Annotated in this window: 25 protein-coding genes, 1 tRNA gene and 1 riboswitch; of the genes, 12 read left to right on the top strand and 14 right to left on the bottom strand. The window is 61.5% G+C overall.

Translation table 11 applies throughout. From position 1 onward, the window contains the following. Positions 1–123: 123 nt before the first annotated feature. Positions 124–831, top strand: coding sequence for a c-type cytochrome (locus ACYQ0G_RS06765; RefSeq protein ID WP_460100985.1), 708 nt, complete (start codon positions 124–126; stop codon positions 829–831). Between the two features lie 70 nt (positions 832–901). Here the strand turns inward: ACYQ0G_RS06765 and ACYQ0G_RS06760 are convergent, their stop codons facing one another. Further along, the gene (locus tag ACYQ0G_RS06760) at positions 902–1,564 is read right to left on the bottom strand and encodes an RlmE family RNA methyltransferase (RefSeq protein ID WP_460100982.1); all 663 of its coding nucleotides are present in this window, start codon (positions 1,562–1,564) and stop codon (positions 902–904) included. Then, positions 1,557–2,780 carry a Ppx/GppA phosphatase family protein gene (locus ACYQ0G_RS06755; RefSeq protein WP_460100980.1) on the bottom strand — a complete coding sequence of 408 codons (1,224 nt, stop codon included), beginning with the start codon at positions 2,778–2,780 and terminating at the stop codon, positions 1,557–1,559. Before ACYQ0G_RS06755 ends, ACYQ0G_RS06760 begins: the two co-directional genes overlap by 8 nt. 190 nt (positions 2,781–2,970) lie before the next feature. Between ACYQ0G_RS06755 and ACYQ0G_RS06750 the strand changes: the two genes are divergently transcribed. Continuing rightward, positions 2,971–3,044 (top strand) — tRNA-Gln (locus ACYQ0G_RS06750). Positions 3,045–3,161: 117 nt separating this feature from the next. Next, positions 3,162–3,365 (top strand): hypothetical protein, encoded by a 204-nt coding sequence (locus ACYQ0G_RS14025; protein WP_488199688.1) that lies wholly within the window; start codon positions 3,162–3,164, stop codon positions 3,363–3,365. On the opposite strand, the gene ACYQ0G_RS06745 is transcribed toward ACYQ0G_RS14025, so the two are convergent. Continuing rightward, positions 3,357–4,205 (bottom strand): Crp/Fnr family transcriptional regulator, encoded by an 849-nt coding sequence (locus ACYQ0G_RS06745; RefSeq protein ID WP_460100978.1) that lies wholly within the window; start codon positions 4,203–4,205, stop codon positions 3,357–3,359. The two genes, ACYQ0G_RS14025 and ACYQ0G_RS06745, sit on opposite strands and share 9 nt — an antisense overlap. 127 nt (positions 4,206–4,332) lie before the next feature. Here ACYQ0G_RS06745 and ACYQ0G_RS06740 point away from each other — a divergent pair, with 127 nt between their 5' ends. The 3 genes from ACYQ0G_RS06740 to ACYQ0G_RS06730 all read left to right on the top strand — a co-directional run bounded on the left by ACYQ0G_RS06740 (position 4,333) and on the right by ACYQ0G_RS06730 (position 8,070). Beyond that, entirely contained in the window at positions 4,333–5,310 is a 978-nt protein-coding gene (locus tag ACYQ0G_RS06740) for a hypothetical protein (RefSeq protein WP_460100976.1), read from the top strand. Positions 5,311–5,383: 73 nt separating this feature from the next. Then, positions 5,384–7,684 (top strand): hypothetical protein, encoded by a 2,301-nt coding sequence (locus ACYQ0G_RS06735; protein ID WP_460100973.1) that lies wholly within the window; start codon positions 5,384–5,386, stop codon positions 7,682–7,684. Between the two features lie 236 nt (positions 7,685–7,920). Then, positions 7,921–8,070 (top strand): hypothetical protein, encoded by a 150-nt coding sequence (locus tag ACYQ0G_RS06730; RefSeq protein ID WP_460100971.1) that lies wholly within the window; start codon positions 7,921–7,923, stop codon positions 8,068–8,070. 246 nt (positions 8,071–8,316) lie between these two features. On the opposite strand, the gene ACYQ0G_RS06725 is transcribed toward ACYQ0G_RS06730, so the two are convergent. From ACYQ0G_RS06725 to ACYQ0G_RS06715, 3 genes are read right to left on the bottom strand one after another with little or no spacing between them, the layout of a single operon-like run. Then, complete coding sequence (locus ACYQ0G_RS06725; RefSeq protein ID WP_460100968.1) at positions 8,317–9,186, bottom strand: CPBP family glutamic-type intramembrane protease; 870 nt, start codon at positions 9,184–9,186, stop codon at positions 8,317–8,319. 54 nt (positions 9,187–9,240) lie between these two features. Further along, positions 9,241–9,834 carry a hypothetical protein gene (locus tag ACYQ0G_RS06720; RefSeq protein WP_460100967.1) on the bottom strand — a complete coding sequence of 198 codons (594 nt, stop codon included), beginning with the start codon at positions 9,832–9,834 and terminating at the stop codon, positions 9,241–9,243. Beyond that, positions 9,831–10,199, bottom strand: coding sequence for a PadR family transcriptional regulator (locus ACYQ0G_RS06715; RefSeq protein ID WP_460100965.1), 369 nt, complete (start codon positions 10,197–10,199; stop codon positions 9,831–9,833). Before ACYQ0G_RS06715 ends, ACYQ0G_RS06720 begins: the two co-directional genes overlap by 4 nt. Positions 10,200–10,357: 158 nt before the next feature. Here ACYQ0G_RS06715 and ACYQ0G_RS06710 point away from each other — a divergent pair, with 158 nt between their 5' ends. The 3 genes from ACYQ0G_RS06710 to ACYQ0G_RS06700 all read left to right on the top strand — a co-directional run bounded on the left by ACYQ0G_RS06710 (position 10,358) and on the right by ACYQ0G_RS06700 (position 13,949). Further along, the gene (locus ACYQ0G_RS06710; RefSeq protein ID WP_460100963.1) at positions 10,358–10,543 is read left to right on the top strand and encodes a DUF1328 domain-containing protein; all 186 of its coding nucleotides are present in this window, start codon (positions 10,358–10,360) and stop codon (positions 10,541–10,543) included. Between the two features lie 42 nt (positions 10,544–10,585). Next, positions 10,586–10,694, top strand: a riboswitch (TPP riboswitch). A gap of 34 nt (positions 10,695–10,728) precedes the next feature. After that, positions 10,729–12,636, top strand: coding sequence for a phosphomethylpyrimidine synthase ThiC (thiC, locus tag ACYQ0G_RS06705; protein ID WP_460100962.1), 1,908 nt, complete (start codon positions 10,729–10,731; stop codon positions 12,634–12,636). Beyond that, on the top strand, positions 12,636–13,949 hold the full coding sequence (locus ACYQ0G_RS06700) for a hypothetical protein (RefSeq protein WP_460100960.1): 1,314 nt from the start codon (positions 12,636–12,638) through the stop codon (positions 13,947–13,949). Before thiC ends, ACYQ0G_RS06700 begins: the two co-directional genes overlap by 1 nt. A gap of 173 nt (positions 13,950–14,122) precedes the next feature. Here the strand turns inward: ACYQ0G_RS06700 and ACYQ0G_RS06695 are convergent, their stop codons facing one another. The 3 genes from ACYQ0G_RS06695 to ACYQ0G_RS06685 form a co-directional block, all read right to left on the bottom strand. Next, entirely contained in the window at positions 14,123–14,953 is an 831-nt protein-coding gene (locus ACYQ0G_RS06695) for an HNH endonuclease (protein ID WP_460100958.1), read from the bottom strand. 107 nt (positions 14,954–15,060) lie between these two features. Beyond that, positions 15,061–15,384 carry an Mpo1-like protein gene (locus ACYQ0G_RS06690; protein ID WP_460100955.1) on the bottom strand — a complete coding sequence of 108 codons (324 nt, stop codon included), beginning with the start codon at positions 15,382–15,384 and terminating at the stop codon, positions 15,061–15,063. Between the two features lie 67 nt (positions 15,385–15,451). Beyond that, on the bottom strand, positions 15,452–17,278 hold the full coding sequence (locus ACYQ0G_RS06685) for a CshA/CshB family fibrillar adhesin-related protein (protein WP_460102791.1): 1,827 nt from the start codon (positions 17,276–17,278) through the stop codon (positions 15,452–15,454). 235 nt (positions 17,279–17,513) lie between these two features. Here ACYQ0G_RS06685 and ACYQ0G_RS06680 point away from each other — a divergent pair, with 235 nt between their 5' ends. Next, positions 17,514–17,720: a hypothetical protein gene (locus ACYQ0G_RS06680; protein ID WP_460100953.1), complete on the top strand. Its 207-nt coding sequence runs from the start codon at positions 17,514–17,516 to the stop codon at positions 17,718–17,720. Positions 17,721–17,737: 17 nt separating this feature from the next. Here the strand turns inward: ACYQ0G_RS06680 and ACYQ0G_RS06675 are convergent, their stop codons facing one another. Next, a complete protein-coding gene (locus tag ACYQ0G_RS06675; protein WP_460100950.1) occupies positions 17,738–18,094 on the bottom strand; it encodes an Mpo1-like protein in 357 nt (118 codons plus the stop codon). Positions 18,095–18,195: 101 nt separating this feature from the next. Here ACYQ0G_RS06675 and ACYQ0G_RS06670 point away from each other — a divergent pair, with 101 nt between their 5' ends. Continuing rightward, positions 18,196–18,357: a hypothetical protein gene (locus ACYQ0G_RS06670; RefSeq protein ID WP_221543315.1), complete on the top strand. Its 162-nt coding sequence runs from the start codon at positions 18,196–18,198 to the stop codon at positions 18,355–18,357. 9 nt (positions 18,358–18,366) lie between these two features. On the opposite strand, the gene ACYQ0G_RS06665 is transcribed toward ACYQ0G_RS06670, so the two are convergent. After that, complete coding sequence (locus ACYQ0G_RS06665) at positions 18,367–18,609, bottom strand: DUF2061 domain-containing protein (RefSeq protein WP_460102788.1); 243 nt, start codon at positions 18,607–18,609, stop codon at positions 18,367–18,369. Between the two features lie 157 nt (positions 18,610–18,766). Here ACYQ0G_RS06665 and ACYQ0G_RS06660 point away from each other — a divergent pair, with 157 nt between their 5' ends. Then, a complete protein-coding gene (locus ACYQ0G_RS06660) occupies positions 18,767–19,150 on the top strand; it encodes a DUF3592 domain-containing protein (RefSeq protein ID WP_460100948.1) in 384 nt (127 codons plus the stop codon). 59 nt (positions 19,151–19,209) lie between these two features. On the opposite strand, the gene ACYQ0G_RS06655 is transcribed toward ACYQ0G_RS06660, so the two are convergent. The 3 genes from ACYQ0G_RS06655 to ACYQ0G_RS06645 form a co-directional block, all read right to left on the bottom strand. Continuing rightward, positions 19,210–19,701 (bottom strand): YaiI/YqxD family protein, encoded by a 492-nt coding sequence (locus tag ACYQ0G_RS06655; protein WP_460100946.1) that lies wholly within the window; start codon positions 19,699–19,701, stop codon positions 19,210–19,212. A gap of 54 nt (positions 19,702–19,755) precedes the next feature. Further along, complete coding sequence (locus tag ACYQ0G_RS06650) at positions 19,756–19,884, bottom strand: hypothetical protein (RefSeq protein ID WP_265597033.1); 129 nt, start codon at positions 19,882–19,884, stop codon at positions 19,756–19,758. 267 nt (positions 19,885–20,151) lie between these two features. Beyond that, on the bottom strand, positions 20,152–20,601 hold the full coding sequence (locus tag ACYQ0G_RS06645; RefSeq protein ID WP_460100945.1) for a pyridoxamine 5'-phosphate oxidase family protein: 450 nt from the start codon (positions 20,599–20,601) through the stop codon (positions 20,152–20,154). Positions 20,602–20,612: the final 11 nt, after the last annotated feature.

Genomic DNA, 20,612 nt, shown 5'->3' with positions numbered 1-20,612 from the left:
TGTTAGCGCTCATTTCGCCTTGCGCAACCACTAAGGCAGTCGCGGCACTTGCGCGAGCGCGCCCGTCGCACTAGAGCGGCGCGCAACCATCAGACCACACGGATTCTCGCAGGCTTTCACGCAATGGACGATCGTTTCAACACCGCTTCCGGCTGGGTTCTCTTTTCCGGCATCGTCGCGCTCGGCGCATCCATCGCTTCGGGCATGTATTTCCACGCCGATGGACATGAGGAATTCGAAGACGGCGAATGGGGCTTCTTCGTCGAAGGTGCGGAAGAGGAAGGCGGCGCCGATGCCGGTCCCGACCTCGGCACGCTTCTGGCCAGCGCTGATGCGGCTGCCGGTGAAAAAGTCTTCGCCAAATGCAGCGCCTGCCACACCATCAACCAGGGCGGCGCCGACGGTATCGGCCCCAACCTCTACGGCGTAATGGGCAAGCCGATCGGCAAGCATGCGGCAGGCTTTGCCTACTCCAGCGCGCTGTCAGAGCATGGCGGTGACTGGAACTGGGAAAACATGAACGAATGGCTCACCAGCCCGCGCGCTTTCGCCAGCGGCACCAAGATGAGCTTCGCCGGTCTGTCCAAGCCTGAAGACCGCGCCAATGTGATGGAATACATCGCTTCGATGGGCGGCGCCCCTGCCAAGCCCGAACCGGCTGCTCCCGAACCTGTAGAAGGTGAAGCCGCAGATGCACCGGGCGCAGGTCCGGGTGCGGTCGAAGGCACTGCCGCCGATCCGGCGCAGGCAGCTGGCGCAATGGGCGGCGATCAGCCGGTCGCTTCCGAAAATGCCGGCGGCGACAATGCAGGCGCCGCCAAGGTCGACTGACCTCTACTGAAATTCGAACGAAAAGCCCCGCCGCGTGCGGGGTTTTTTGTGCCCACCGTCCGGCGCGGCGTCAGCCGCCCTTAAAGCCCTGCGCGATGACATACCACTCGCTCGAACCCTTGCGGCTGGCAGGCGGCTTGGCATGCTTCACGGTCTTGAAGTGCTTTTTGAGCAGGTCGAGCAGGTCTTTGTCGGTCCCGCCGGCCAGCACCTTGGCAACGAAGGTCCCGCCTTTCTCCAGATTCTCTACCGCGAACCAAGCGCCCGCTTCGACTAGCCCCATGGTGCGCAAGTGATCGGTCTGCTTATGGCCGACGGTGTTGGCCGCCATATCGCTCATCACCAGATCAGCCTTACCGCCCAGCGCTTCTTCCAGCACCCGGGGCGCGACCTCGTCCATGAAATCCATCTGGAAGATCTCGACGCCCTCGATCGGCTCGACTTCCAGCAAGTCGATACCGACGACTTGCGCTTTGGGCACGACCTTGCGTGCCACCTGCGCCCAGCCACCGGGCGCGATGCCCAGATCGACGATGCGGCTGGCGCCTTTCAGCAGGCCGAACTTCTCGTCCATCTCGATCAGCTTGTAGGCGGCGCGGCTGCGATAGCCGTCGGCCTTCGCCTGTTTCACATAAGGATCGTTCAATTGCCGCTGCAGCCAGCGGGTCGAGGATTCCGAGCGCTTCTTGGCTGTGCGGACGCGCGTGTCCTTGTCCTTGCCCGATCTAGACATCCTGTTCTCTCATTCTTTGAAGCGCGGCACGGCTGCGTTCGCCTGTCGCATCGGCCGCCATCAGACTGCGCAGAATTCCTTCGCGGATCCCGCGATCGGCCACGCCCAGCGTTTCGGAAGGCCAGATGTCGAGAATGCTTTCCAGAATGGCGCAGCCAGCAACAACCAGGTTCGCCCGGTCGTCCCCGATGCAGGGCAACTGGCGCCGGTCCATCCCGCTCATATGCGACAGGCGCACCGAAATATCCCGCATCGCCACCGATGGCAGGATCAACCCGTCCACCGCCTGCCGATCGTATTGCGGCAGTTCGAGATGCAGGCTGGCGAGGGTGGTGACTGTACCACTGGTGCCGAGCAGCCGGATGGGATGCGGTCCCTTGGCGAATTCGCGCACGCGTTCGGCAAAGGGGCGGAAGCTGTCGAGTACGGTCTTGCGCATGCGGCGGTAGCGGTCGAGCCTCAGTTGCTCGCTATCATCCGAGCCATCGACCGTGTCGGTCAGCGAGACCACGCCCCACGGCACGCTCATCCAGTCGAGAATGCGCGGCACTGCTCCGCTCGGTTCGACCAGTACGAGCTCGGTCGAGCCGCCGCCGATATCGAATATCACCGCCGGCCCGGCGCCATCTTCCAAAAGGATATGGCAGCCCAGCACGGCAAGGCGGGCTTCTTCCTGCGCGGAGATGATATCGAGCGCGATGCCGGTTTCCTCGCGCACGCGCTCGATGAATTCAGCGCCATTGGCTGCACGGCGACACGCTTCGGTGGCGACCGAGCGGGCTAGGTGTACATGGCGGCGGCGCAGCTTTTCGGCACAGACATGCAGCGCGGCCAGCGTGCGCTCCATCGCTTCGTCCGACAGGCGTCCGCTGCCGGCCAGCCCTTCGCCCAGCCGCACCACGCGGCTGAAGGCATCGATGACGGTGAAGTTTTCGCCCGAGGGGCGCGCGATCAGCAGGCGGCAATTGTTGGTGCCCAAATCCAGCGCGGCATAGGCCTGATTGCGACCACGCGGCATTTGCGCGGGCGTGCCCTGGGCCGGATTGCCGGAAGGTTCCCCGCGCGCCTTGGGTTCGCGCGGTGTCTGCCCGTTCTTACGCGGGCGCTTGTTGGGCCGGGAGGGGCGTTTGTAGCGGAAATCGGCTACACTGCCGGACGTGCCGCCCCTTGTTTTTCCTTGGCCCCGTTTCATGTCCGGCGGATTAGTGTCCGCCATGGGGTATCTTTCATTATTCCTCCCGCGCGAAGAATTAGGCGCGGGGACCTGACAGTGATGCTAGCGGCTCGGTTGCAAAGGGGCAAGCACCGTCCTCAGCGATGGGGTTGACCTTGTGCGCGCACGAAACTAGATGCGCGGCCTCTCTTGCGGAGACCACGCGATTCTCAGCGGTGGACCGCATGGCTGATGCCCCGTCGTCTAATGGTAAGACTACGGACTCTGACTCCGTCAATTGAGGTTCGAATCCTCACGGGGCATCCACTGCTTTTACTCAAGTAATCAAGAACATGGTGCTGAACGCGCCACGATTTTTGAGTGCCAATCGGTTATGTAAGATTTTTCCGTAGATTTTCGCGGGTTACACGGGCCTGCGCGTAAATACGGGTTGCCCCCTGCGACATAGATGCTCGGATAGACCCGTTCGATCGGCAGCAGCTGTCGCACGTCATCACCGTATGCCGCCGTAACCCTTCTCTGTCGGCAGCCGGCCGCGAACTTTTCGCCGTCTCACGCGGGGAGTGGAAATCGACGAATGATGCAGATAGACTGCGCAAATACCTCGCGCGCTTCGATCTAAACTGAGACGATATCAGCTAGGGAGCCGGTTCGGGACGGTCTGTTATCGACGCCAATCGCATCAAGTCCAGCCACTCGCATTGGGGGGGGGATTGCATTAAAGCTTAATTGGTTACCGCTCCCGTCCGATTCTGATGGTCTTTGTCGCCGGACGACGATTCTGCCCTTGCCAATGCGTATCCGGCCGTCGCGGTTCAGCTGTGCCAGCGCTTCGTTAGTCGTCTGGCGCGACAGCCCGACCATCGAGGCAAGCTCGACCTGGGTGATCTCGATTTCGTGCGCGTCCGCCGAATTGGCCTCGTTTTTCGAAAGCCATTCGAGCCGGTCCAGAACCCGCTCGGCGGCGGTGCCAGTGATCGCCGAATAAAAGAAATCCAGCGCGGCGCGGCCATAGCGGGAAACGGCCGCTTGAATGGCGCTGTTGATCGCGGGGTGTTCGCGCATCAATGCCTGCGCTTTCGCAATCGACATGAAGCCGAGGATCGTATCGGGATCGACCGAAACGAACACGGGATAGGGCTCCAGATCGAGCGTGGCGACTTCGCCGAAGCTTTCCCCGGGATCAAAACGCTTGAGCAGCACCTGCTCGCCCCCCGGGCTCAGCAGGTACATCTCGGCACGCCCGCCCAGCACACGGTAGACCCCCCGCGGGTTCGTCTCGGTGGTGAAGACGTCCCCGCCCTCGCGCGATCTGAGCGGGGACAATGCGCGCTGCACGGCGCGCCGCTCGTCGGCCGCAAGCCGGTCGATCCAATTGAACGGAGATGGAGAGAATTTTCCCATAGGGTGCGTAAAACCCCGTATGGAATGTCGGGTTCCCGACAAATTGAAATCGTCGCCCGCCATATTGTCTCGAGGACGTCGGTCGATCGCCCGTCGCGATCGTTCCGGCACCTTGATTATCGACCCTGCCGCCGCACGCCTCGCACCGATGCCCTTGGGCGCTGGCGGCGTGCACCTGCGAGGATTTGCCATGACCTATCGAAACCGCACCCGATCTCTCCTGCTGGGCTGCAGCACCATTGCCCTGCTCGCGCTGGTCGCGACCCCGGCAAGCGCCGACGGCACGCCCGAATGCAATGAGGGAACGGAACCTGGTGCCGACAGTAGCACGGAATGCGGCACGAACAGCACAGCGAGCGGCTCTTCAAGCACTGCCACTGGGGCATTTAGCACTGCCAGCGGCGACGCCAGCACAGCTATCGGGTATGACAGCAAGGCATCAAATCTGGGGGGCACTGCCATCGGCGCGACCAGCACAGCGAGCGGCGCGTCCAGCACCGCGACCGGCACCGGCAGCGACGCAACCGGGAATTATGCTACCGCCACGGGTTTTGGCAGCAATGCGGCGGGTATCTACAGCATAGCACTGGGCGCAAAGTCCAGCGTTGCGGCAGGAGCCGACGGATCGATGGCGCTTGGCTCCGCCAGCAAAGTGGCCGCAAACGCTAGCAATGCAGTGGCGCTGGGCAGCTATTCCCGAGCTACCGAGAGCAACACCCTATCGCTTGGTGTGGCGGCAGGGACGGCCGACACCAATGGCGACGGCACCATCGACGGCAACGATGCCGCGATAAGCCGGCGCATCGTGCAGCTGGCGGACGGTATAAACGCCAGCGACGCCGCGACCGTGGGGCAGCTTGCCGAAGCCACGCGTAATCTCGACTATTTCGCCATGGACGACAGCGTCGCTCTGGCCGCGGCCAGCGCAACGGGCGAAGCTGCCCTCGCCATTGGCGGCGACAGTTCGGCCAGCGGCCTCTACAGCACCGCCATCGGAGTGGAAAGCATGGCGGATAATCCTGGAAGCACCGCCATCGGCAGATACAGCTGGGCGGAAGGGGATGAAACCACCGCTGTCGGGACAAACAGTCACGCAGTGAACTACGGAAGCACCGCGCTGGGAAGGTGCGGAGGCCAAACAAAACCAAGCGACCGCCGTTGGTCATGACAGCGCGGCGATTGCTTCAAGGAGCATTGCACTCGGCGCAGATTCCGAAGTTGAGGATGGAGCCGACGAATCGATGGCGCTTGGCTACGAAAGCAAAGTGGTTGAAGACGCTACCGATGCAGTGGCGCTCGGCAGCTATTCCGTGGCCACGCAGAGCAATACAATCTCGGTCGGCTCCGACGGCACGGCCGACGCCAATGGCGATGGCACCATCGACGCCGATGACGTCGTCACCCGCCGCATCGTCAACCTCGCCGACGGCACCGCCGACAGCGATGCCGCGACCGTGGGGCAACTCACCGACGCCACGCGCAATCTCGAGTATTTCGCCATGGACGACAGCGTCGCTCTGGCCGCGGCCAGCGCAACGGGCGAAGCTGCCCTCGCAATTGGCGGCACCAGTTCGGCCAGCGGAGATTACAGCACTGCCGTCGGTTTCGAGGCGTGGGCAAATGGCGTCGATAGCACCGCGATCGGGACCGGAAGCACGGCAAACCAAGATTTCAGCACCGCAATCGGGACTGGTAGCGAAGCATCTGGCGTATACAGTACCGCAACCGGGGTGCAAAGTGTTGCAGGAGGCTTGAACAGCACCGCCACCGGAGCGAAGAGTCAGGCATCTGGCGATAACAGCACCGCAACCGGGATCGAGAGTCAGGCACTCGGCTTGGACAGCGCCGCGGCCGGGAGCCAGAGCTGGGCATGGGCCGACGGAGGGACGGCGATGGGCGCGCGGTCATTTGTCGCGACCGGAGCGGACGGCTCCGTTGCGCTCGGCTATTCCAGCGCAGTGGCTGACAACGTCACCGATGCAGTGGCGCTGGGCCGCTATTCCGTGGCTACCGAGAGCAACACGATCTCGCTTGGCGCGGCGGCAGGGGAGGCCGACACCAATGGCGATGGCACCGTCGACGGCAACGATCCCGCGATAAGCCGGCGCATCGTGCATCTGGCGGACGGCATAAACGCCAGCGACGCCGCGACCGTGGGGCAGGTCGACACAGTGGCTTCCGCCACCGCCGCAGCCCAGTCCGCTGCCGATGCCGCACAGGACAGTGCCGACCAGGCGCTAGCCGAAAACGCCGCGCAGGACACGCAGATCGCGGCGAACACCGATGCGGCGGCGGCCGCTCAGAGCGCTGCCGATGCGGCGCAAAGCTCCGCCGATCAGGCGCTGGCCGAGAACGACGCGCAGGATACGCAGATCGCGGCAAATGCCGACGCCGCTGCTGCCGCGCAGGACACCGCGAATCTCGCCCGCAACGAAGCCGCAGCGGCGCAGACGCGTGCCGACGAGGCGTTCCAGAACGCCGCTACGGCGCAGACCACCGCCGACAAGGCACGCGAAGAAGCGCGCGCCGCGCAGCTTGCGGCCGACAAGGCCACGGTGGGCATGGCCGAGGCGCAGGAAACCGCCGACGCGGCCTTCGAAAATGCGGTGAAAGCGCAGAGCGCCGCCGATCTGGCCCGCGATGAGGCCCAGTCCGCTCAGAAGATGGCCGACGCCAATGCCGCCGAGCTCGCCTTCTTCGAAAGCAACTCCACCGGCCCGGGCGCTACAGCGACGGGCGAGGATGCGCTCGCCATGGGATCGGGTGCCAGCGCCAGCGGCGAACGCTCGGTCGCCATCGGATACCACGCGCAGGCAAAGGACGGGCAGGCCGTCTCGATCGGTGCGGGCAATATTGCATCGGGCGATGGCGCGGTGGCGATCGGCGATCCCAACGTCGCAACCGGCACTGGCGCCGTGGCGCTCGGCGCGAACAACACCGCCACCGGCACCGGCGCGGTGGCGCTGGGCAACGCAAGCTCGGCCGTGGGTGAGAGTGCGATCGCGCTCGGCAACGGCGCCAGCGCGACCGGCGATGGCGCGGTGGCAATCGGCGCGGGCGCCGTGGCGACGCAGGCAGGACAGGTCGCGATCGGGTCGGGCGGAAGCACCTATACCTTCGCCGGGCTTGCCTCCGATGAAAGCAATGCCCGCCAGTCCGGCCCGGTCTCGCTCGTCACCACCGATGCGCAGGGCAATCTGGGGACCACGACGTTCGACCTCAGCCGGTTCGACGGGATGGACACGCGCCTGTCCTCGCTCGAAGGCAATGTCCTCGATCTCTACGAGATCGGGGCGAGCGAGCGGATTGCCAACAATCGCGGGATCGCCGCCTCGGTCGCGCTGACCGCGGCCCCGATGCCGTCAGTTCCGGGGCGGGTCAGCTACACGGCGAACACCTCGGTCTATCGCGGGCAGGCCGCCATCGGCGCTTCGATCGCCGCGCGGGCCAACACCAAGGAACCCTTCGCGATCACCGCCGGCGTCTCCTATGCCGGCGGCAAGAGCACAGCGGCGCGCGTAGGGGTGGCCGGAGAATTCTAGTTCAATTGGCCGATCACGGTAAGGGCCCGTCTTCGCTCCGGGCCCTTACCGCCGAAGCAAAACGACAGGCTTTCAGAGCTTCTGCCTATCTGGCTGATTGGGCCGAAACAAAGCCGCTAAGCCAATGTTAGACCAATGTCGGCCCAAGTCTGCTTTTGGGCGGACAAAGCGATGGGCGGAATGCCCGAAGATTGAGATGGGGTTCTCAGCAAAACGCGTCCGAAACCTCATGGGCCATGACCACGTTTGGCCTCTACGGGCATCTCTTTGATCGCAAGGAAAGTGCTGCCGATATGATGCGTTCAGTGGATGATTGCGTTTTCGAAAATCGTCCTTTTGAAGATAACTGTCCGCCCGACGAGGACGATGTTCCCGATCGCTACTAACCCTCAATGCAGCAAATTTGCGACATGGCGGCGGAACCCCTCTGTGTCTCCCAGTTTTTCACGGAAGCCATCTCTGTTCTAATGGGACTCTGACTCCGTCAATTGAGGTTCGAATCCTCATGGGGCATCCAATATTCCCTCGACAAGAAGGCTTCCGGTTGGAATGGCGCAGGCGAGGGCCTTTTGCTGACTTGGGCCGTGTGAAAGAAAAGCCGGGATAGCGGGCGCGGAAAAAGGCCCTTCGTTTCAGCTTCGCTGCAATACCCGCAATAGGTGAAGCACCAGCGCCGCAACCCAGATTGCCACGGTGAAATGCAGCAAGTTGGCCTTGGCCGACCAGCCCCCGTCCCACAGCTGCGCGCTGAAGGCGATTGCGCCGAGGGCGTTGATCACGCCATGCATCCACACTGCCGCCAGCGTGCTGCGGCGCGCCACCAACCAGATTCGGGTCATCAGCAGCGAAAGGCCCATCACTGTCACCGTATAGGCGGGAAGGTAGAAGGCGAAGCTCAGGCCGTCGCGCCATGCGGGGATGAGTGCCATGATCGGCAGGTGCCAGGCCGACCAGATCACCCCGAGCAGGAGCGAAGCCGGCACTTCGCCGAGCCAGTCGAGCAGGCGCGGCAGAAGATAGCCGCGCCAGCCGCCTTCCTCGCCCAGCGGACCGGCGCCGAGGACGGCGCTAACCACGCCGTTGAGCACCACTGCAGGGAACAGGGTGACATAGGACATGACCGGGGGCACCCCTACCATTGGCACCGGCGTGTAACCAAGCGCTGCGGTCAGGCCGAGCACGGCCAGCGGCAACGGCAACGCAATTGCCGCGACACCCAGCCAGCCCATGCGCCAGCGCAGGAAGCCCGCCGCCCATTCACGCAGCCGCCCTTCGCGTGCGCTGAGCACCGCGCCGGCCAGGCCCGGGCCGAAGGAACCTGCATAAAGCGCGATGATCATCGGCGTGGCAGTCAGCGAATCCGGCTGTCCGGCAGCCCACCAGCCAGCCAGCCAAATGATCCAGCTGAAACCGAAAGCGAGTGCGAGGAAAGCCGGAACGGTGGATGCCCGCGCGGCAGAATTCGGGCGCGCTTCGGCGGCCCCGGAACCGAGGATAGTCAATGGCAGTCCTTTCTTGTATTACAAGGTAATGGGGTAAAATTTTTGCGGTGAGTATTACGTTGGGGGCAGGCTGCGCCGCAGCAACCGCGTGAGGAGAACATAGAGCAGCGCACAGAGCGCTAATGTCAGTGGCACCGACCATAGGCCGAGCAAGTCTTGCCCGCCGCCCGTGGACACCATGCCGAAGGTCAGCGAACCGTTCGCCCCGCGGATCAGGCCGACATGATCGCCGAAGAATGGTTTGAGCACGGTCATGGCCGCAAAGATCACGAGCAGCAGATAGCCCAGAGCGAACAGTCCGGCCCGCCCGGCACGACCCGAGCCGGAACGGATCGCGTGATAAAGTCCGCGCGAGATGAGCGGCGCTGAATAGCGCGCGGTACCGCGCTCGATCAGTCCGTCGGCCAGCAACGGACGCAGGAAATCCTCCGGACGGCCGAGGCGCTGAATGGCGCGCTGCAAACGCTCTGCCTCCGAGCCGGCATCCTCGCTCGCGAAACTGTCCGCCAGATGCATCCGCAAATCGTCCGCCAGCTCCGCCGCGTCTGGCCCGATCAGCGCCACCATCCGGTCTATCTCGGAGACATAGCCGGTCCAAAGAGACCGGGCCTCTGCTTGCGTGAAAGCGGGCGCGAAAGAGGTGCTCATCGATCGGTCTCCGGTGCGGTCAGCGCATCGACCGATGCGACCAGTTTAGCCCAGCCCGTCGTCATCGCTTCGAGCATGCGGCGGCCATGCGGCGTGACCGAGTAATATTTGCGCGGCGCCCCGCCATCTCCCTGCGCCAGTCGCGACTGGATCAGATCTTCTTTCGCCAGGCGCAATAGCAGCGGGTAGATAGTGCCCTCCGACAATTCGAGCGCGGAGCGCTTGGCAATGCCCGAGATCAGTTCGAAACCATATTTCTCGCGTTCGCGCAGCGCCAGCAGAATGACCATTTCGAGCACGCCCTTGCGCAGCTGGGTTTCCCAGCGCGCCACCGAATCATCCAGTCGGGTCTTTGCCTGCGTCATGATTACCTTGTATAACCATTATACTTGCATTGCAAGGGTGTCTGGTGCCGCACGCGTCGGTTCGATCTTGGAGACGGCGCGGAAACCAGCAGGATCGTTCCGAAACATCCCATGCTCGCCCGCTGGACGCAGAGCGTTCTCACTCCTACCGTGCGCAGATGATCAAACTTGCTCTTTTGTGCCTCGTCATCGCCGCCGTTGCAGCCATCCTCGGGTTCGGCGGACTTGCGGGGACGATGGTCGATGTCGCCATTGTCTTGGCCGTGATCGCCGCGGTGCTGTTCGTGGTCTTCCTTCTGCTCGGCATCTTTGCGGGCAAGAAGGCCAAGGATCTGCTCGACTAGCGCTCGTTGCGCTTTACGCGCTCCGGCGCTTGCTTTACACCGTGCCCATCCCCGGGGAGCGCGCGTGCGCTGAGAGGTGGGCTTCGCGCCCCACGACCCGTCGAACCTGAACCGATTAGCATCGGCGGAGGGAGTGGAGCGGCGTGACAATTCCGCTCGACCTCCGTCATTTGGAGAGAGCACGCATGGCCGACATCAACAGCAAATTCGACATCGGCGTCACCACCGGGCCCATTCGCGGCAGCCGCAAGGTCCATATCGGCGCAAAGTCCGGCAGCGGCGTGCGCGTCGCCATGCGCGAGATCGATCTCGAAGGCGGCGAGCCCAGCGTGCGGGTGTACGACACCTCCGGCCCCTATACCGATCCCGCTGCCACGATCGACATCAACAAGGGCCTGCCCCAGCTGCGCCGCGAATGGATCATGGCGCGCGGCGATGTCGAGGAATACGATGCGCGCGAAGTGAAGCCCGAGGATAACGGCCAGCTCGGCCCCGATCGCAGCGGCGGCGTCCCGGCCTATCCCAATGTCGTGCAGCGCCCGTTGCGCGCGAAGGAGGGCAAGAACGTCAGCCAGATGCATTATGCTCGCCAGGGCATCATCACGCCGGAAATGGAATATGTCGCCGAGCGCGAGAATCTCGGCCGCGAGATGCTGCGCGAGGAAGCCGCCCGGCTGGAAGCGCGCAACGATGGCCAGCCCTGGGGTGCCAGCCTGCCCGATTACGTGACGCCCGAATTCGTGCGTGACGAGATCGCCCGTGGCCGCGCCATCATCCCCAACAACATCAACCACCCCGAAACCGAGCCGATGGCGATCGGGCGCAACTTCCTCGTCAAGATCAACGCCAATATCGGCAACTCGGCGGTCGCATCGGATGTGGCGAACGAGGTCGACAAGATGGTCTGGTCGATCCGCTGGGGCGCGGACACCGTCATGGATCTTTCCACGGGGCGCAACATCCACGACACGCGCGAATGGATCATCCGCAACAGCCCCGTCCCCATCGGCACGGTGCCGATCTACCAGGCGCTGGAAAAGGTCGGCGGCATTGCCGAGGACCTGACGTGGGAAATCTTCCGCGACACGCTGATCGAGCAGGCCGAACAGGGCGTCGACTATTTCACCATCCACGCAGGGGTCCGCCTGCCCTACGTCCCGATGACCGCCAAGCGCGTCACCGGCATTGTCAGCCGCGGCGGCTCGATCATGGCGAAATGGTGCCTCGCGCATCACAAGGAGAGCTTCCTCTACGAGCGCTTCGACGAGATCACCGAGATCATGAAGGCCTATGACATCGCCTATTCGCTGGGCGACGGCCTGCGCCCCGGTTCCATCGCCGACGCGAATGACGAAGCCCAGTTCGCCGAGCTCTACACGCTGGGCGAGCTGACCAAGCGCGCCTGGGAACAGGACGTGCAGGTGATGATCGAAGGCCCCGGCCACGTGCCGATGCACAAGATCAAGGAGAATATGGACAAGCAGCTGGAAGCCTGCGGCGAAGCGCCCTTCTACACGCTCGGCCCCCTCGTCACCGATATCGCGCCGGGTTACGACCACATCACCAGCGGTATCGGCGCGGCGCAGATCGGCTGGTACGGCACCGCCATGCTCTGCTACGTCACGCCCAAGGAACACCTCGGGCTGCCCGATCGTGACGATGTGAAGGTGGGCGTGGTGACCTACAAGCTCGCCGCCCACGCCGCCGACCTGGCCAAGGGCCACCCGGCCGCCAAGGTCCGCGACGATGCGCTGAGCAAGGCCCGCTTCGAATTCCGCTGGCGCGACCAGTTCAACCTCAGCCTCGACCCCGACACGGCCGAGCAATACCACGACCAGACCCTCCCCGCAGAAGGCGCCAAGACCGCGCATTTCTGCTCCATGTGCGGCCCGAAATTCTGCAGCATGAAGATCACGCAGGAAGTGCGCGACTTCGCCGCGAAGCAGAACTCGGAGAGCTATCTGGCGAGTGAGAACATCAAGCGCGAGACTTCTCCGCAAGAGGCCGAGGAAGCGCGCGAAGGCATGGAAGAGATGAGCAAGGTGTATAAGGAGAAGGGCGAGAAGCTGTATTTGCCGGAGGACCAAAACTGATGCCGACCGACAACTCGGCGGACATCGATATAGATGACGAGATCATCGAAGAGATCGAAATTGATGTGAGTCGCGACCAAAGCGACAATGAAGTTATCGCCCAGCTCAAGAAACGCTGCGATCATGCTAAGATCGAAGTGCGCGAGCGAGAGTACGAAGACGGTCAAAAGTTTGTTAGCGTATTAATGCCAAGCGGTCGATCCACTCGGGCCGTGCCGGCGAGCGGTGGTAGGGCAGCGAACCTATTATCTTTCGAATTCGAGAAATACGTCTTTCTTACTGGTTTGGATGCAATTTGCAGCTACCGCGACCAATCCATCGAAGCATCTGTACGAGGGTACCCAATCCCCCCAGCTCTCTTCCGATTTGTCGAGAGGGCAAATGAAGATGCCGACGGCGACCCCAAACTAGTATTCAGAAGCGATGCAGATCAGCTGGCGCCCACCGCCACGCTAAGCGCAAGGTCTGAGGAGCTTCAAATTTTACTTGGAGGGAATACTTTTAGACAAGCGCTTAGCCTCAAAATCTCCGGCGGCGGATTTACAAACCAAGAAGAAGCTATTCAGCTCATACGTAAATTGGCCGACAGCATTGGGTTCCAAATGGACCTAACATACGGTGTCGGCTTTAGCCTCGTGCAAGATAGGAAACGACGGTTTGTGCCGAGGCGGCGTGGTTCCAGCAATGAAGTGACGCCCATCTATCCGACGCATGAATACGAGAAAGCGCCGATATCACTATACTGGTATGCACGCGACGCGCGGGGTCTACCTCTTTTGCGATTTCTCGCGCTTTATCAATCAATCGAGTATTTCTTCCCGACATACTCAGAATCCGAAGCGAAGCGGCGGGTCGCACTCATTTTAAAGGACCCAGCATTTCGCACGGATCGCGATAGCGATCTCGCTCGATTGCTAACCGCGATGAGGTTGAGCAGGAGCGGGTTTGGTGACGAAAAGTCGCAGCTTAAGGCTGTCCTGAATGAGTGTATCGATCCTGATGAATTGCGTCGGTTTATAGAGTCGCTGGATGGATTGGCGGAGCACGTATCGGGAAAGGGAAAAAGATTGCAGTTTCACAGAGTTCCTATGAATAATGCAACGCTTGACCTTAGAAACGATGTAGCCAGTCGAATTTACGACATTCGATGTAAAATTGTGCACACTAAAGACGAAGATCATCCCTTTGGGGATGGTATGATATTGCCATTTAGCGAGGAGGCTGATGACCTTGAGTTGGACAATGTCTTGTTAGAATTTGTCGCGCAAAAGGTTCTCATAAGTTCAAGTGTGCCGATTAGGTTTTCAGCCTAGTTCATTCGATCTAATTTTCAGTTGCCAAGGCTACTCTTAACCAGCCTGAACCAGCTTCTCCCCCAGCGCCCTGAGCCGCTCGGGGTGGTGTGGCCGCGACGATCTCGTGATAGCCGATGCCCGCCTTGCGCAGCGCCTCCTTCTTCACCGCATCGCGGGCGGCACCAAGGATGCTAACTCTTAGCTACGAGGATCAGCTTTTGTCGCATTGCGGATCGGTTGTCTCCAAAATGCGCCTTCGCATGATCGTTGGGGCATAGAGCCACGACATTCGTGGTCTTGTCTGCGCCTCCTTCGCAAAGGGGGATCACGTGGTGAGTTTCGAGATAAACGCTACCATTGTGTGTCTGGAAGCCTCGCTCACCGCATAACTCGCAATGACCTTTCGCACGCTGCAATACAGCCATGCGTACCTCTCGCGACCGGACGAACGAGCTCCCACCCCTCTCAATTCTTTCGTTCGCATCAGAGCCTGGATCTTCAAGTTCGAACTGATCTGCGAAACGACTTGGAGCCAAACCACGGACGAGGGTGTTGTCGCCAGTCTCCCAATCGTAGTGGGTAAGTGTCCAAAGCTCAGGGTCAAGTTCGCGAGCAAGAACCTTCGACGCTTTTGCGTTCGGATTGCCACGCTCTCGCATCTCACCGTCGTTGATGACGACACGCACGATCAAGCCGTCTCGCATGATAGATTTTAGTGTCTCATCAAGCTTTAAGGCACGTTTGACCCAAGTGGAGTGGCCAGCGTTTCCTCGCGCATCTTCGCGAAAATTGTTGCGCTGGAGAATCTGGCCGTTCTCAAACCTCATGTTGCGAAACCACAAATTGAGGATCGCTACCTTTTCAGGCTCGACGAACGACCACTCGTAGCAATATTTCGGATTGGCTTTGTAGCCAGTCGGTTTGCTGAAGCTGTCGATCCAATCCGTGGTGTCGAATCCAGCTTCTTCGACGAGATCGAAGACTTTGCGTTTTTCACGCGGCCTGATCTGTTCCAAGTCCATATTCCGCTCCAACTTCCCAACTTCCATACCATGACTGTCAAATGCCCAACCCTGCCAGCACATGCTCGATCTCGTGCAAGGACCGCCGCCGATCGGCTCTCTGATAGTCATAACTTCGGCACCTTCCACCCGTCCCGCTGTTGTTGCAGTGCAGCATCTCGTTGCCGGAGGAATTCCCACGACCAAGACCCCAACAGAACTTGACCCAAACTTGCGATCGAGGGGTGGGTTCTGGGGGCAGAGATGTCGGCGGTGATCTGGCTGCGCAATTCGCCGCCCAGCTTGCCGGTCAGCCACAGCCACCACATTTTGGAGTCCGCGCCCAGGCTCCGCAGCGGATAGGTGAAGGTGGCGGAGCAGTTTTTCTCGACCGTGAAATACGCCAGCAAGGCGAAGAAATAGCCTGCCGCCGGCATGGCGAGCAGCAACATCCTCGACAGTCCACTGGCAGAGGAACGCTTTAGCTTCTCCATAGAAGTCGGCCCGGGCCGCCGCGCCCTATTCGATTACGACGCGGTACTGCAGAGTGAAGCTGGGATGGGCGATACCGTTCGATGCGCGGAGCGACCCTGTTGGTGAAAAGCGGATGCGCGCTACCGCCGGGTCGCTGGGCGAGGCAGGCGCGTATGTGAAGCCGGGACCGGTGGTCTGGTTTGAAAAGGCCACGTTGCTGCCTGGGTTGAAGGTGAGCCCGCTGGCCGTTGCGCCGTCGGTGAAGACGGCAGGGAACGCCGTGTAATAGGCAAGGGCGGTATCCGGTGTATCGATCAGCCGTAACGTGTTCGCATCGCTGGCTGCATCGCCGCTATTCGTCACCCTGATCGTATATTCGACGATCGCTCCGGGAATGGCCTTCGGAGAGGCGCTTTGGGTGGGATCGGAAATAACCCGCGAAGTCTTGTCGACCGACACGATGGCCCGCGGCGAGTTGCGCGTATTGGTGATCGTGCAGGTGATAACATCGCCCAGCCTGGGAACCACCAGGCCGGTCGCGCCGCCCGCAGGCAGGACGGTGGACGAACTCGAGTTGCGATTGGTGCATGCCAGAGTGGGCGAATAACGCTGCAGGGTGGTCGTCCCGCTGGCTACCTCGGTCAGGCGATAGGTCGCACCTGCTATGGCGGCCAACCTGCCCGTCGTGGACGGCGTGGCGGTTGTACCGGCCCCGGTTGTGACAAAAGCGGCGATCTGGGAATTTGCATCCTGGTTACGCACGTCCAATCTGAACTGATCGTTGGTGAAGATGCGGCCAGGTGATGCAATGACCGTGCGCAGTTCGAGCTTCGGATTCGGGGTATTGGTAAACACGCAGTCGACGAAATCGCCGAACTGGAGCTTGCCGAAATCGTAGCGGTTAGTGACGGTATCGCGTGGAAGTACCGTGGTCGAGCCGCTGTTGATATTGGTACAGGTCAGCGTGGCGCGATAGTCTGCGAGCGTACTTGAACTGCCGCTCACCATTTCCTCGCGCAGCACCAGCGGAACACCGGATGTGGATGAGAACACGGCGGCAGGAAACGGCCCGCGATCGGTGCCATCCGTTTGCCCTGAAGCATAGACGACCGATCCGGTGCTGGATTCGATCAGAAAGCGGAACTGGTCGTTATCGGCTATCCGGGTTCCTTCAACCTGCTTGCTCAGCGTGATGGAAGCAAAGCGGATTGCCAGCATCACGCCTTGCAGCCCGCTACCCTGCATGGTCACGGTAACCGAAGTGGGATTGAGCGAACCGACGATATAGGCTCCGACATTTCCGGTGCGCCCACCGCCTGCCGAGCGAAAGGTCGTGCTGCCCAGACCGGTGGCCGTCGGATATTGTGCTCCGCTGATGGGGGCCACGCGATCGAGCAGCTGCCAGGATGCGCCGTTGGTGGTGTATTGCTGTGTTTCGTTGTTGTCGGTTGATTCGGCATCGGCGACGACGAATGCATACTGGTTCGCCTGGCTTACCCCCGCAGGCGGGATCACGGTAATGTTGGTAAAGGTCAGCGTTGTCTGGGACCCGTTGATATTCTGATACAGGATCGGCCGCCCCGGGATATTCAGAAAGCTGCTGTTGCCGACTGCGGCACCGCCCCAACTGGGCGCGGTTACGCTCGTCAGATAGGGTGAGCCGTTGGTCGGGGTGTTCGTGACGCGCAGGCGGAAGGTCAGGCGCGAGCCATCGGGCAGATTGTAGCTCAGGCTTTGTCCGCCGGTGCTGCGGGCCTGTGTATCGCTGTAATTGCTCATATTGAGCCAGCAATAGGTTTGCCACGATGACGGGGCTGCCCCGCGCGCGCCTGCCCGCGAGCAATCTTGCCCATACGCTTCGTGTGCGCTCATTCCGAAGAAAAGAGCACAAAGAATAGCGGCCATGCGAACGAAATGCGAAACGGCACGAAGCGTCACAGATTTTCAACCAGCTAGTTGTACCGCAGCTATGGTAAGCGACAGTCCTTAATCATCGGTAACGATACACTTGCTGCACGACATTTTTTCGGTTCGGCAGATTGCCTATGCTTGCCAGTGGGAACACCCCGGAATCCCCGTCCGTTGGTCTTTGAAAAGGAGGCCAACAATGGCACGCAATACAGGTGACGACCACCGGATCGGCTCGGTCGACGATCGCAGTCAGGTGAAGAACACGGCGACGGGCAAATGGACCAAGCGCAATCGCGAGGACGGCTCGGCCGAGGCGGGGCAGTTCATGGATGTCAAATCGGATGGCGAGCCGTTCAAGGGTGTCGCCAAGGAACGCGACGGGCGGCGTAGCGACGAAGATTGAGCGCGACGGTGTAGAGCCTAGCGCACCCCGGCCTTGCGCAATTCTGCGCCCAGCCTGCCGGTCAGCCACAGCCACCACATTTTGAAATCTGCGCCCAAGCTCCACAGCGGATAGGTGAAGGTGGCAGGCCGGTTCTTCTCGACCGTGAAATGCGCCAGCCAAGCGAAGAAATAGCCTGCCACCGGCATGGCGAGCAGCCACCACCAGCGCCCCGTCAGCACGGCGAAGATCGCGATCAGCACCACCAGCGTCGTCCCGACATAATGCAGCGCGCGCGTGCGCGGGCGTGAATGTTCGCGCAGGTAGAAGGGCCAGAATTCGACAAAGGTCGAATAGCGGGGAGGGTCCTTTTTTGCGGGGTCTGGCTGGCTCATGCCCGCAATGCTGCGGCAGCGGGGCGCGCTTGGCAAGTCGGCCCGCCCGTCTGCCCTCCGTACCCACTGGCCAGCGCGCGTAGATGGGGCCATAGGGGCGCATGGCCGATCTCTATCTGAAGAATTTGGAATCCGAACGCCGCCAGCTATGGGCGACCTGCCGCCTCAAGGGGCTGAAAAAGGATACTCCCGAACGGCGCCGCATTGCCGATATCGACGAGGCGATTGCCGCGCATAAGGCCAAATCGGCCAAACCCGGCTGACCGCCGCCGTCACACCGGCTGCGAGCGGCCTTCCGCGCCGTGGCGGTGCAGCACGACATCGAGCAGGGCGGGGCGCTCCTTCTTCTGCCAGGCACGCTCGTGGAAGAAGAACACCACGGCGTTCACCAGCGGCTCTACCAGAGCAATGCCGCCCGCCAGCGCGAGCGAGCCGGTGAACAGATAAGCGACCGAAAAGCCCACGACGAGGTGGAGCGCGAGGAAGCTGAGCGTCTTGAGATAATCGCGGTGCATGATGGGGTAATATCCCAAACGCGCAATCGTATCCTGCGATTAATATGCAGACATTAATCGGATTGGGCGAATTGTTCGCTGGAGGTGTCAGAGTCTCAAACAGCCCCTCCGATCGTCTCAAACAATCCTTAAGAAAACAGCCGCAAAAGATGGCACCATGTCTGGCCTGCATGAAATCGGTGTCTTCCTGGTCTTTTGCGCAGGAATAATATCCAGCGTCTGGGGTCTCTACACAATCTGGAAAACTGCGGACATCCGCCGGGCTGGCGGCCTTTCCGCAGGAACGGTGATTTCCAGCCGGAGCGATCGCGAGGACACCTTCATCACGGTCAGTTTCCTGACGGCCCGGCAACGCGAGGTGCAGTTCGAACAATATTCCCCGTCATTCTTCCGGAGAAAGGAATACACGGTGTTCTACAACCCCGCCGCTCCGCACAGAGCGACCGTTTCGCCTTGGGGAGACCTGTTGGGCGGGATACTCATGACCGGGTTCGGCGTGCTGTTCGTGTCCGAAACCTATGCGAGCATTTTGGCCGGGTGATCGGAAAAGGCGGTGGTGGCGATCATACAGTCGTTCAGCTGTAACGCCGCGCGAATTACCTACCTCTGGCCCAGCCGGGTCAGCACCCTGTCCAGCGATTGCAGGAAATTGGACCGGTCCGCCTTGCTGAAGGGCGGCGGGCCTCCGCCTATGCCGTCCATCCCGGCGCGCAGATCATCCATGATTGCGCGGGTGGCGACTGCGGCGCCGATGCTGGCGGTATCGAACGGCTTGCCATTATGCGCCAGCACCTGCGCGCCCGCTTTCAGGCAGCGTTCGGCGAGCAATATGTCGGCGGTGACAACCACGGTTTTGGGAGAGGCGTGTTCGGCGATCCAGTCATCCGCCGCATCGAAGCCGTCGCTGACCACCACGCGCTTCACCCGTTCGCTCACAGGCACGCGAAAGGCGCTGTTGCTCACCACGCGGACATGCGCCTTGAAGCGTGCGGCGACGCGGTAGATTTCGTCCTTCACCGGGCAGGCATCGGCATCCACGAGGATGGTTACGGCGTTTTCCGCGGGCGAAATATCGTCTTGGGGCGGGGGCATCGCTGGCGGCTGTAGCACCGGATGCCCCGCGCGTATAATCGGCTCTGCCGGGCCTTAGCTGTTCTTCATATTCTCCAGCCCCTTGATGGCGCCGGGCTTCTGCGAAGGCTGCGAGGCGTTGGTCTTCACCTTTTCCTTCTTGGGCTTGCGGGCTTCGCGGTTCGATTTCTGTCCCTTGGACATGAGTTTTTCCAATCGGGGCGGAATGCCCCGTGGGGGAGCGTAGACCCTTTCGGGGAATAGCTTGCATCAATTCGGTTGGGGGGTGTCCGCGTTAATAGCCGCCATCCCCGCGAAGGCGGGGATCCAGAGCGGACATAGCGCCAAGCTAGCTGGATCCCCGCCTACGCGGGGATGACGAGAGGGCGAGATTAAGAACGGGGCGCGGGGATGATGGAGGTCCGCCCCCAGTCAGAAAGGGCGCGGGAATAATTCCCACGCCCATCCCGATCACTTGATGTCGAAATCGCCTTCTTCCTCGCCGTCCCAATAGGCGCAGCGGGTGGCGTGGACGTGGATCATGGCCACGCCGTCGGTGTCGATGCCGTCCTTGAACCAGCGGTCCAGATCCTTGGTCCAGTGGTCTTCGAACTTCGCCTTGTCGCGCACGATTTCGGCCTTGCCTTCCAGCGCGATGAAGATGCCCGGCGCGCCTTCACTGCCGGGGGCGCCTTGCAGCGACAGGCCGACCTTGGGGTTCTTCTCGATATCCTTCACCATCAGGCAATCGTCCCAGGTGAAGTAATAGCTGTCGCCATCGTAATCGACTTCGCGATTGTTGCTCATCGGGCGGTGGCCGATCTGGCCGTCCTTCGTATGCGTGGCCAGCATCACGAAATCGATGTCCTTCATCTGTTCGGCGATATGGGCGAGATGTTGCTTGGGGGTCTTGTCGGCCATCGAATATTACT

This window comes from Qipengyuania triglochinis, assembly GCF_054655615.1.
Note: the sequence above shows the minus strand (reverse complement) of the source record. Positions and strands in the feature narration are given on the sequence as shown.

Bases quoted from the DNA above. Each gene is read 5' to 3' on its own strand.
- ACYQ0G_RS06765 (WP_460100985.1), top strand. From the start codon at position 124: ATGGACGATCGTTTCAACACCGCTTCCGGCTGGGTTCTCTTTTCCGGC.
- ACYQ0G_RS06760 (WP_460100982.1), bottom strand. From the start codon at position 1,564: ATGTCTAGATCGGGCAAGGACAAGGACACGCGCGTCCGCACAGCCAAG.
- ACYQ0G_RS06755 (WP_460100980.1), bottom strand. From the start codon at position 2,780: ATGGCGGACACTAATCCGCCGGACATGAAACGGGGCCAAGGAAAAACA.
- ACYQ0G_RS06745 (WP_460100978.1), bottom strand. From the start codon at position 4,205: ATGGCGGGCGACGATTTCAATTTGTCGGGAACCCGACATTCCATACGG.
- ACYQ0G_RS06740 (WP_460100976.1), top strand. From the start codon at position 4,333: ATGACCTATCGAAACCGCACCCGATCTCTCCTGCTGGGCTGCAGCACC.
- ACYQ0G_RS06735 (WP_460100973.1), top strand. From the start codon at position 5,384: ATGGCGCTTGGCTACGAAAGCAAAGTGGTTGAAGACGCTACCGATGCA.
- ACYQ0G_RS06730 (WP_460100971.1), top strand. From the start codon at position 7,921: ATGACCACGTTTGGCCTCTACGGGCATCTCTTTGATCGCAAGGAAAGT.
- ACYQ0G_RS06720 (WP_460100967.1), bottom strand. From the start codon at position 9,834: ATGAGCACCTCTTTCGCGCCCGCTTTCACGCAAGCAGAGGCCCGGTCT.
- ACYQ0G_RS06715 (WP_460100965.1), bottom strand. From the start codon at position 10,199: ATGACGCAGGCAAAGACCCGACTGGATGATTCGGTGGCGCGCTGGGAA.
- ACYQ0G_RS06710 (WP_460100963.1), top strand. From the start codon at position 10,358: ATGATCAAACTTGCTCTTTTGTGCCTCGTCATCGCCGCCGTTGCAGCC.
- thiC (WP_460100962.1), top strand. From the start codon at position 10,729: ATGGCCGACATCAACAGCAAATTCGACATCGGCGTCACCACCGGGCCC.
- ACYQ0G_RS06700 (WP_460100960.1), top strand. From the start codon at position 12,636: ATGCCGACCGACAACTCGGCGGACATCGATATAGATGACGAGATCATC.
- ACYQ0G_RS06695 (WP_460100958.1), bottom strand. From the start codon at position 14,953: ATGGACTTGGAACAGATCAGGCCGCGTGAAAAACGCAAAGTCTTCGAT.
- ACYQ0G_RS06690 (WP_460100955.1), bottom strand. From the start codon at position 15,384: ATGTTGCTGCTCGCCATGCCGGCGGCAGGCTATTTCTTCGCCTTGCTG.
- ACYQ0G_RS06685 (WP_460102791.1), bottom strand. From the start codon at position 17,278: ATGAGCGCACACGAAGCGTATGGGCAAGATTGCTCGCGGGCAGGCGCG.
- ACYQ0G_RS06680 (WP_460100953.1), top strand. From the start codon at position 17,514: ATGGCACGCAATACAGGTGACGACCACCGGATCGGCTCGGTCGACGAT.
- ACYQ0G_RS06675 (WP_460100950.1), bottom strand. From the start codon at position 18,094: ATGAGCCAGCCAGACCCCGCAAAAAAGGACCCTCCCCGCTATTCGACC.
- ACYQ0G_RS06670 (WP_221543315.1), top strand. From the start codon at position 18,196: ATGGCCGATCTCTATCTGAAGAATTTGGAATCCGAACGCCGCCAGCTA.
- ACYQ0G_RS06665 (WP_460102788.1), bottom strand. From the start codon at position 18,609: ATGCACCGCGATTATCTCAAGACGCTCAGCTTCCTCGCGCTCCACCTC.
- ACYQ0G_RS06660 (WP_460100948.1), top strand. From the start codon at position 18,767: ATGTCTGGCCTGCATGAAATCGGTGTCTTCCTGGTCTTTTGCGCAGGA.
- ACYQ0G_RS06655 (WP_460100946.1), bottom strand. From the start codon at position 19,701: ATGCCCCCGCCCCAAGACGATATTTCGCCCGCGGAAAACGCCGTAACC.
- ACYQ0G_RS06650 (WP_265597033.1), bottom strand. From the start codon at position 19,884: ATGTCCAAGGGACAGAAATCGAACCGCGAAGCCCGCAAGCCCAAGAAG.
- ACYQ0G_RS06645 (WP_460100945.1), bottom strand. From the start codon at position 20,601: ATGGCCGACAAGACCCCCAAGCAACATCTCGCCCATATCGCCGAACAG.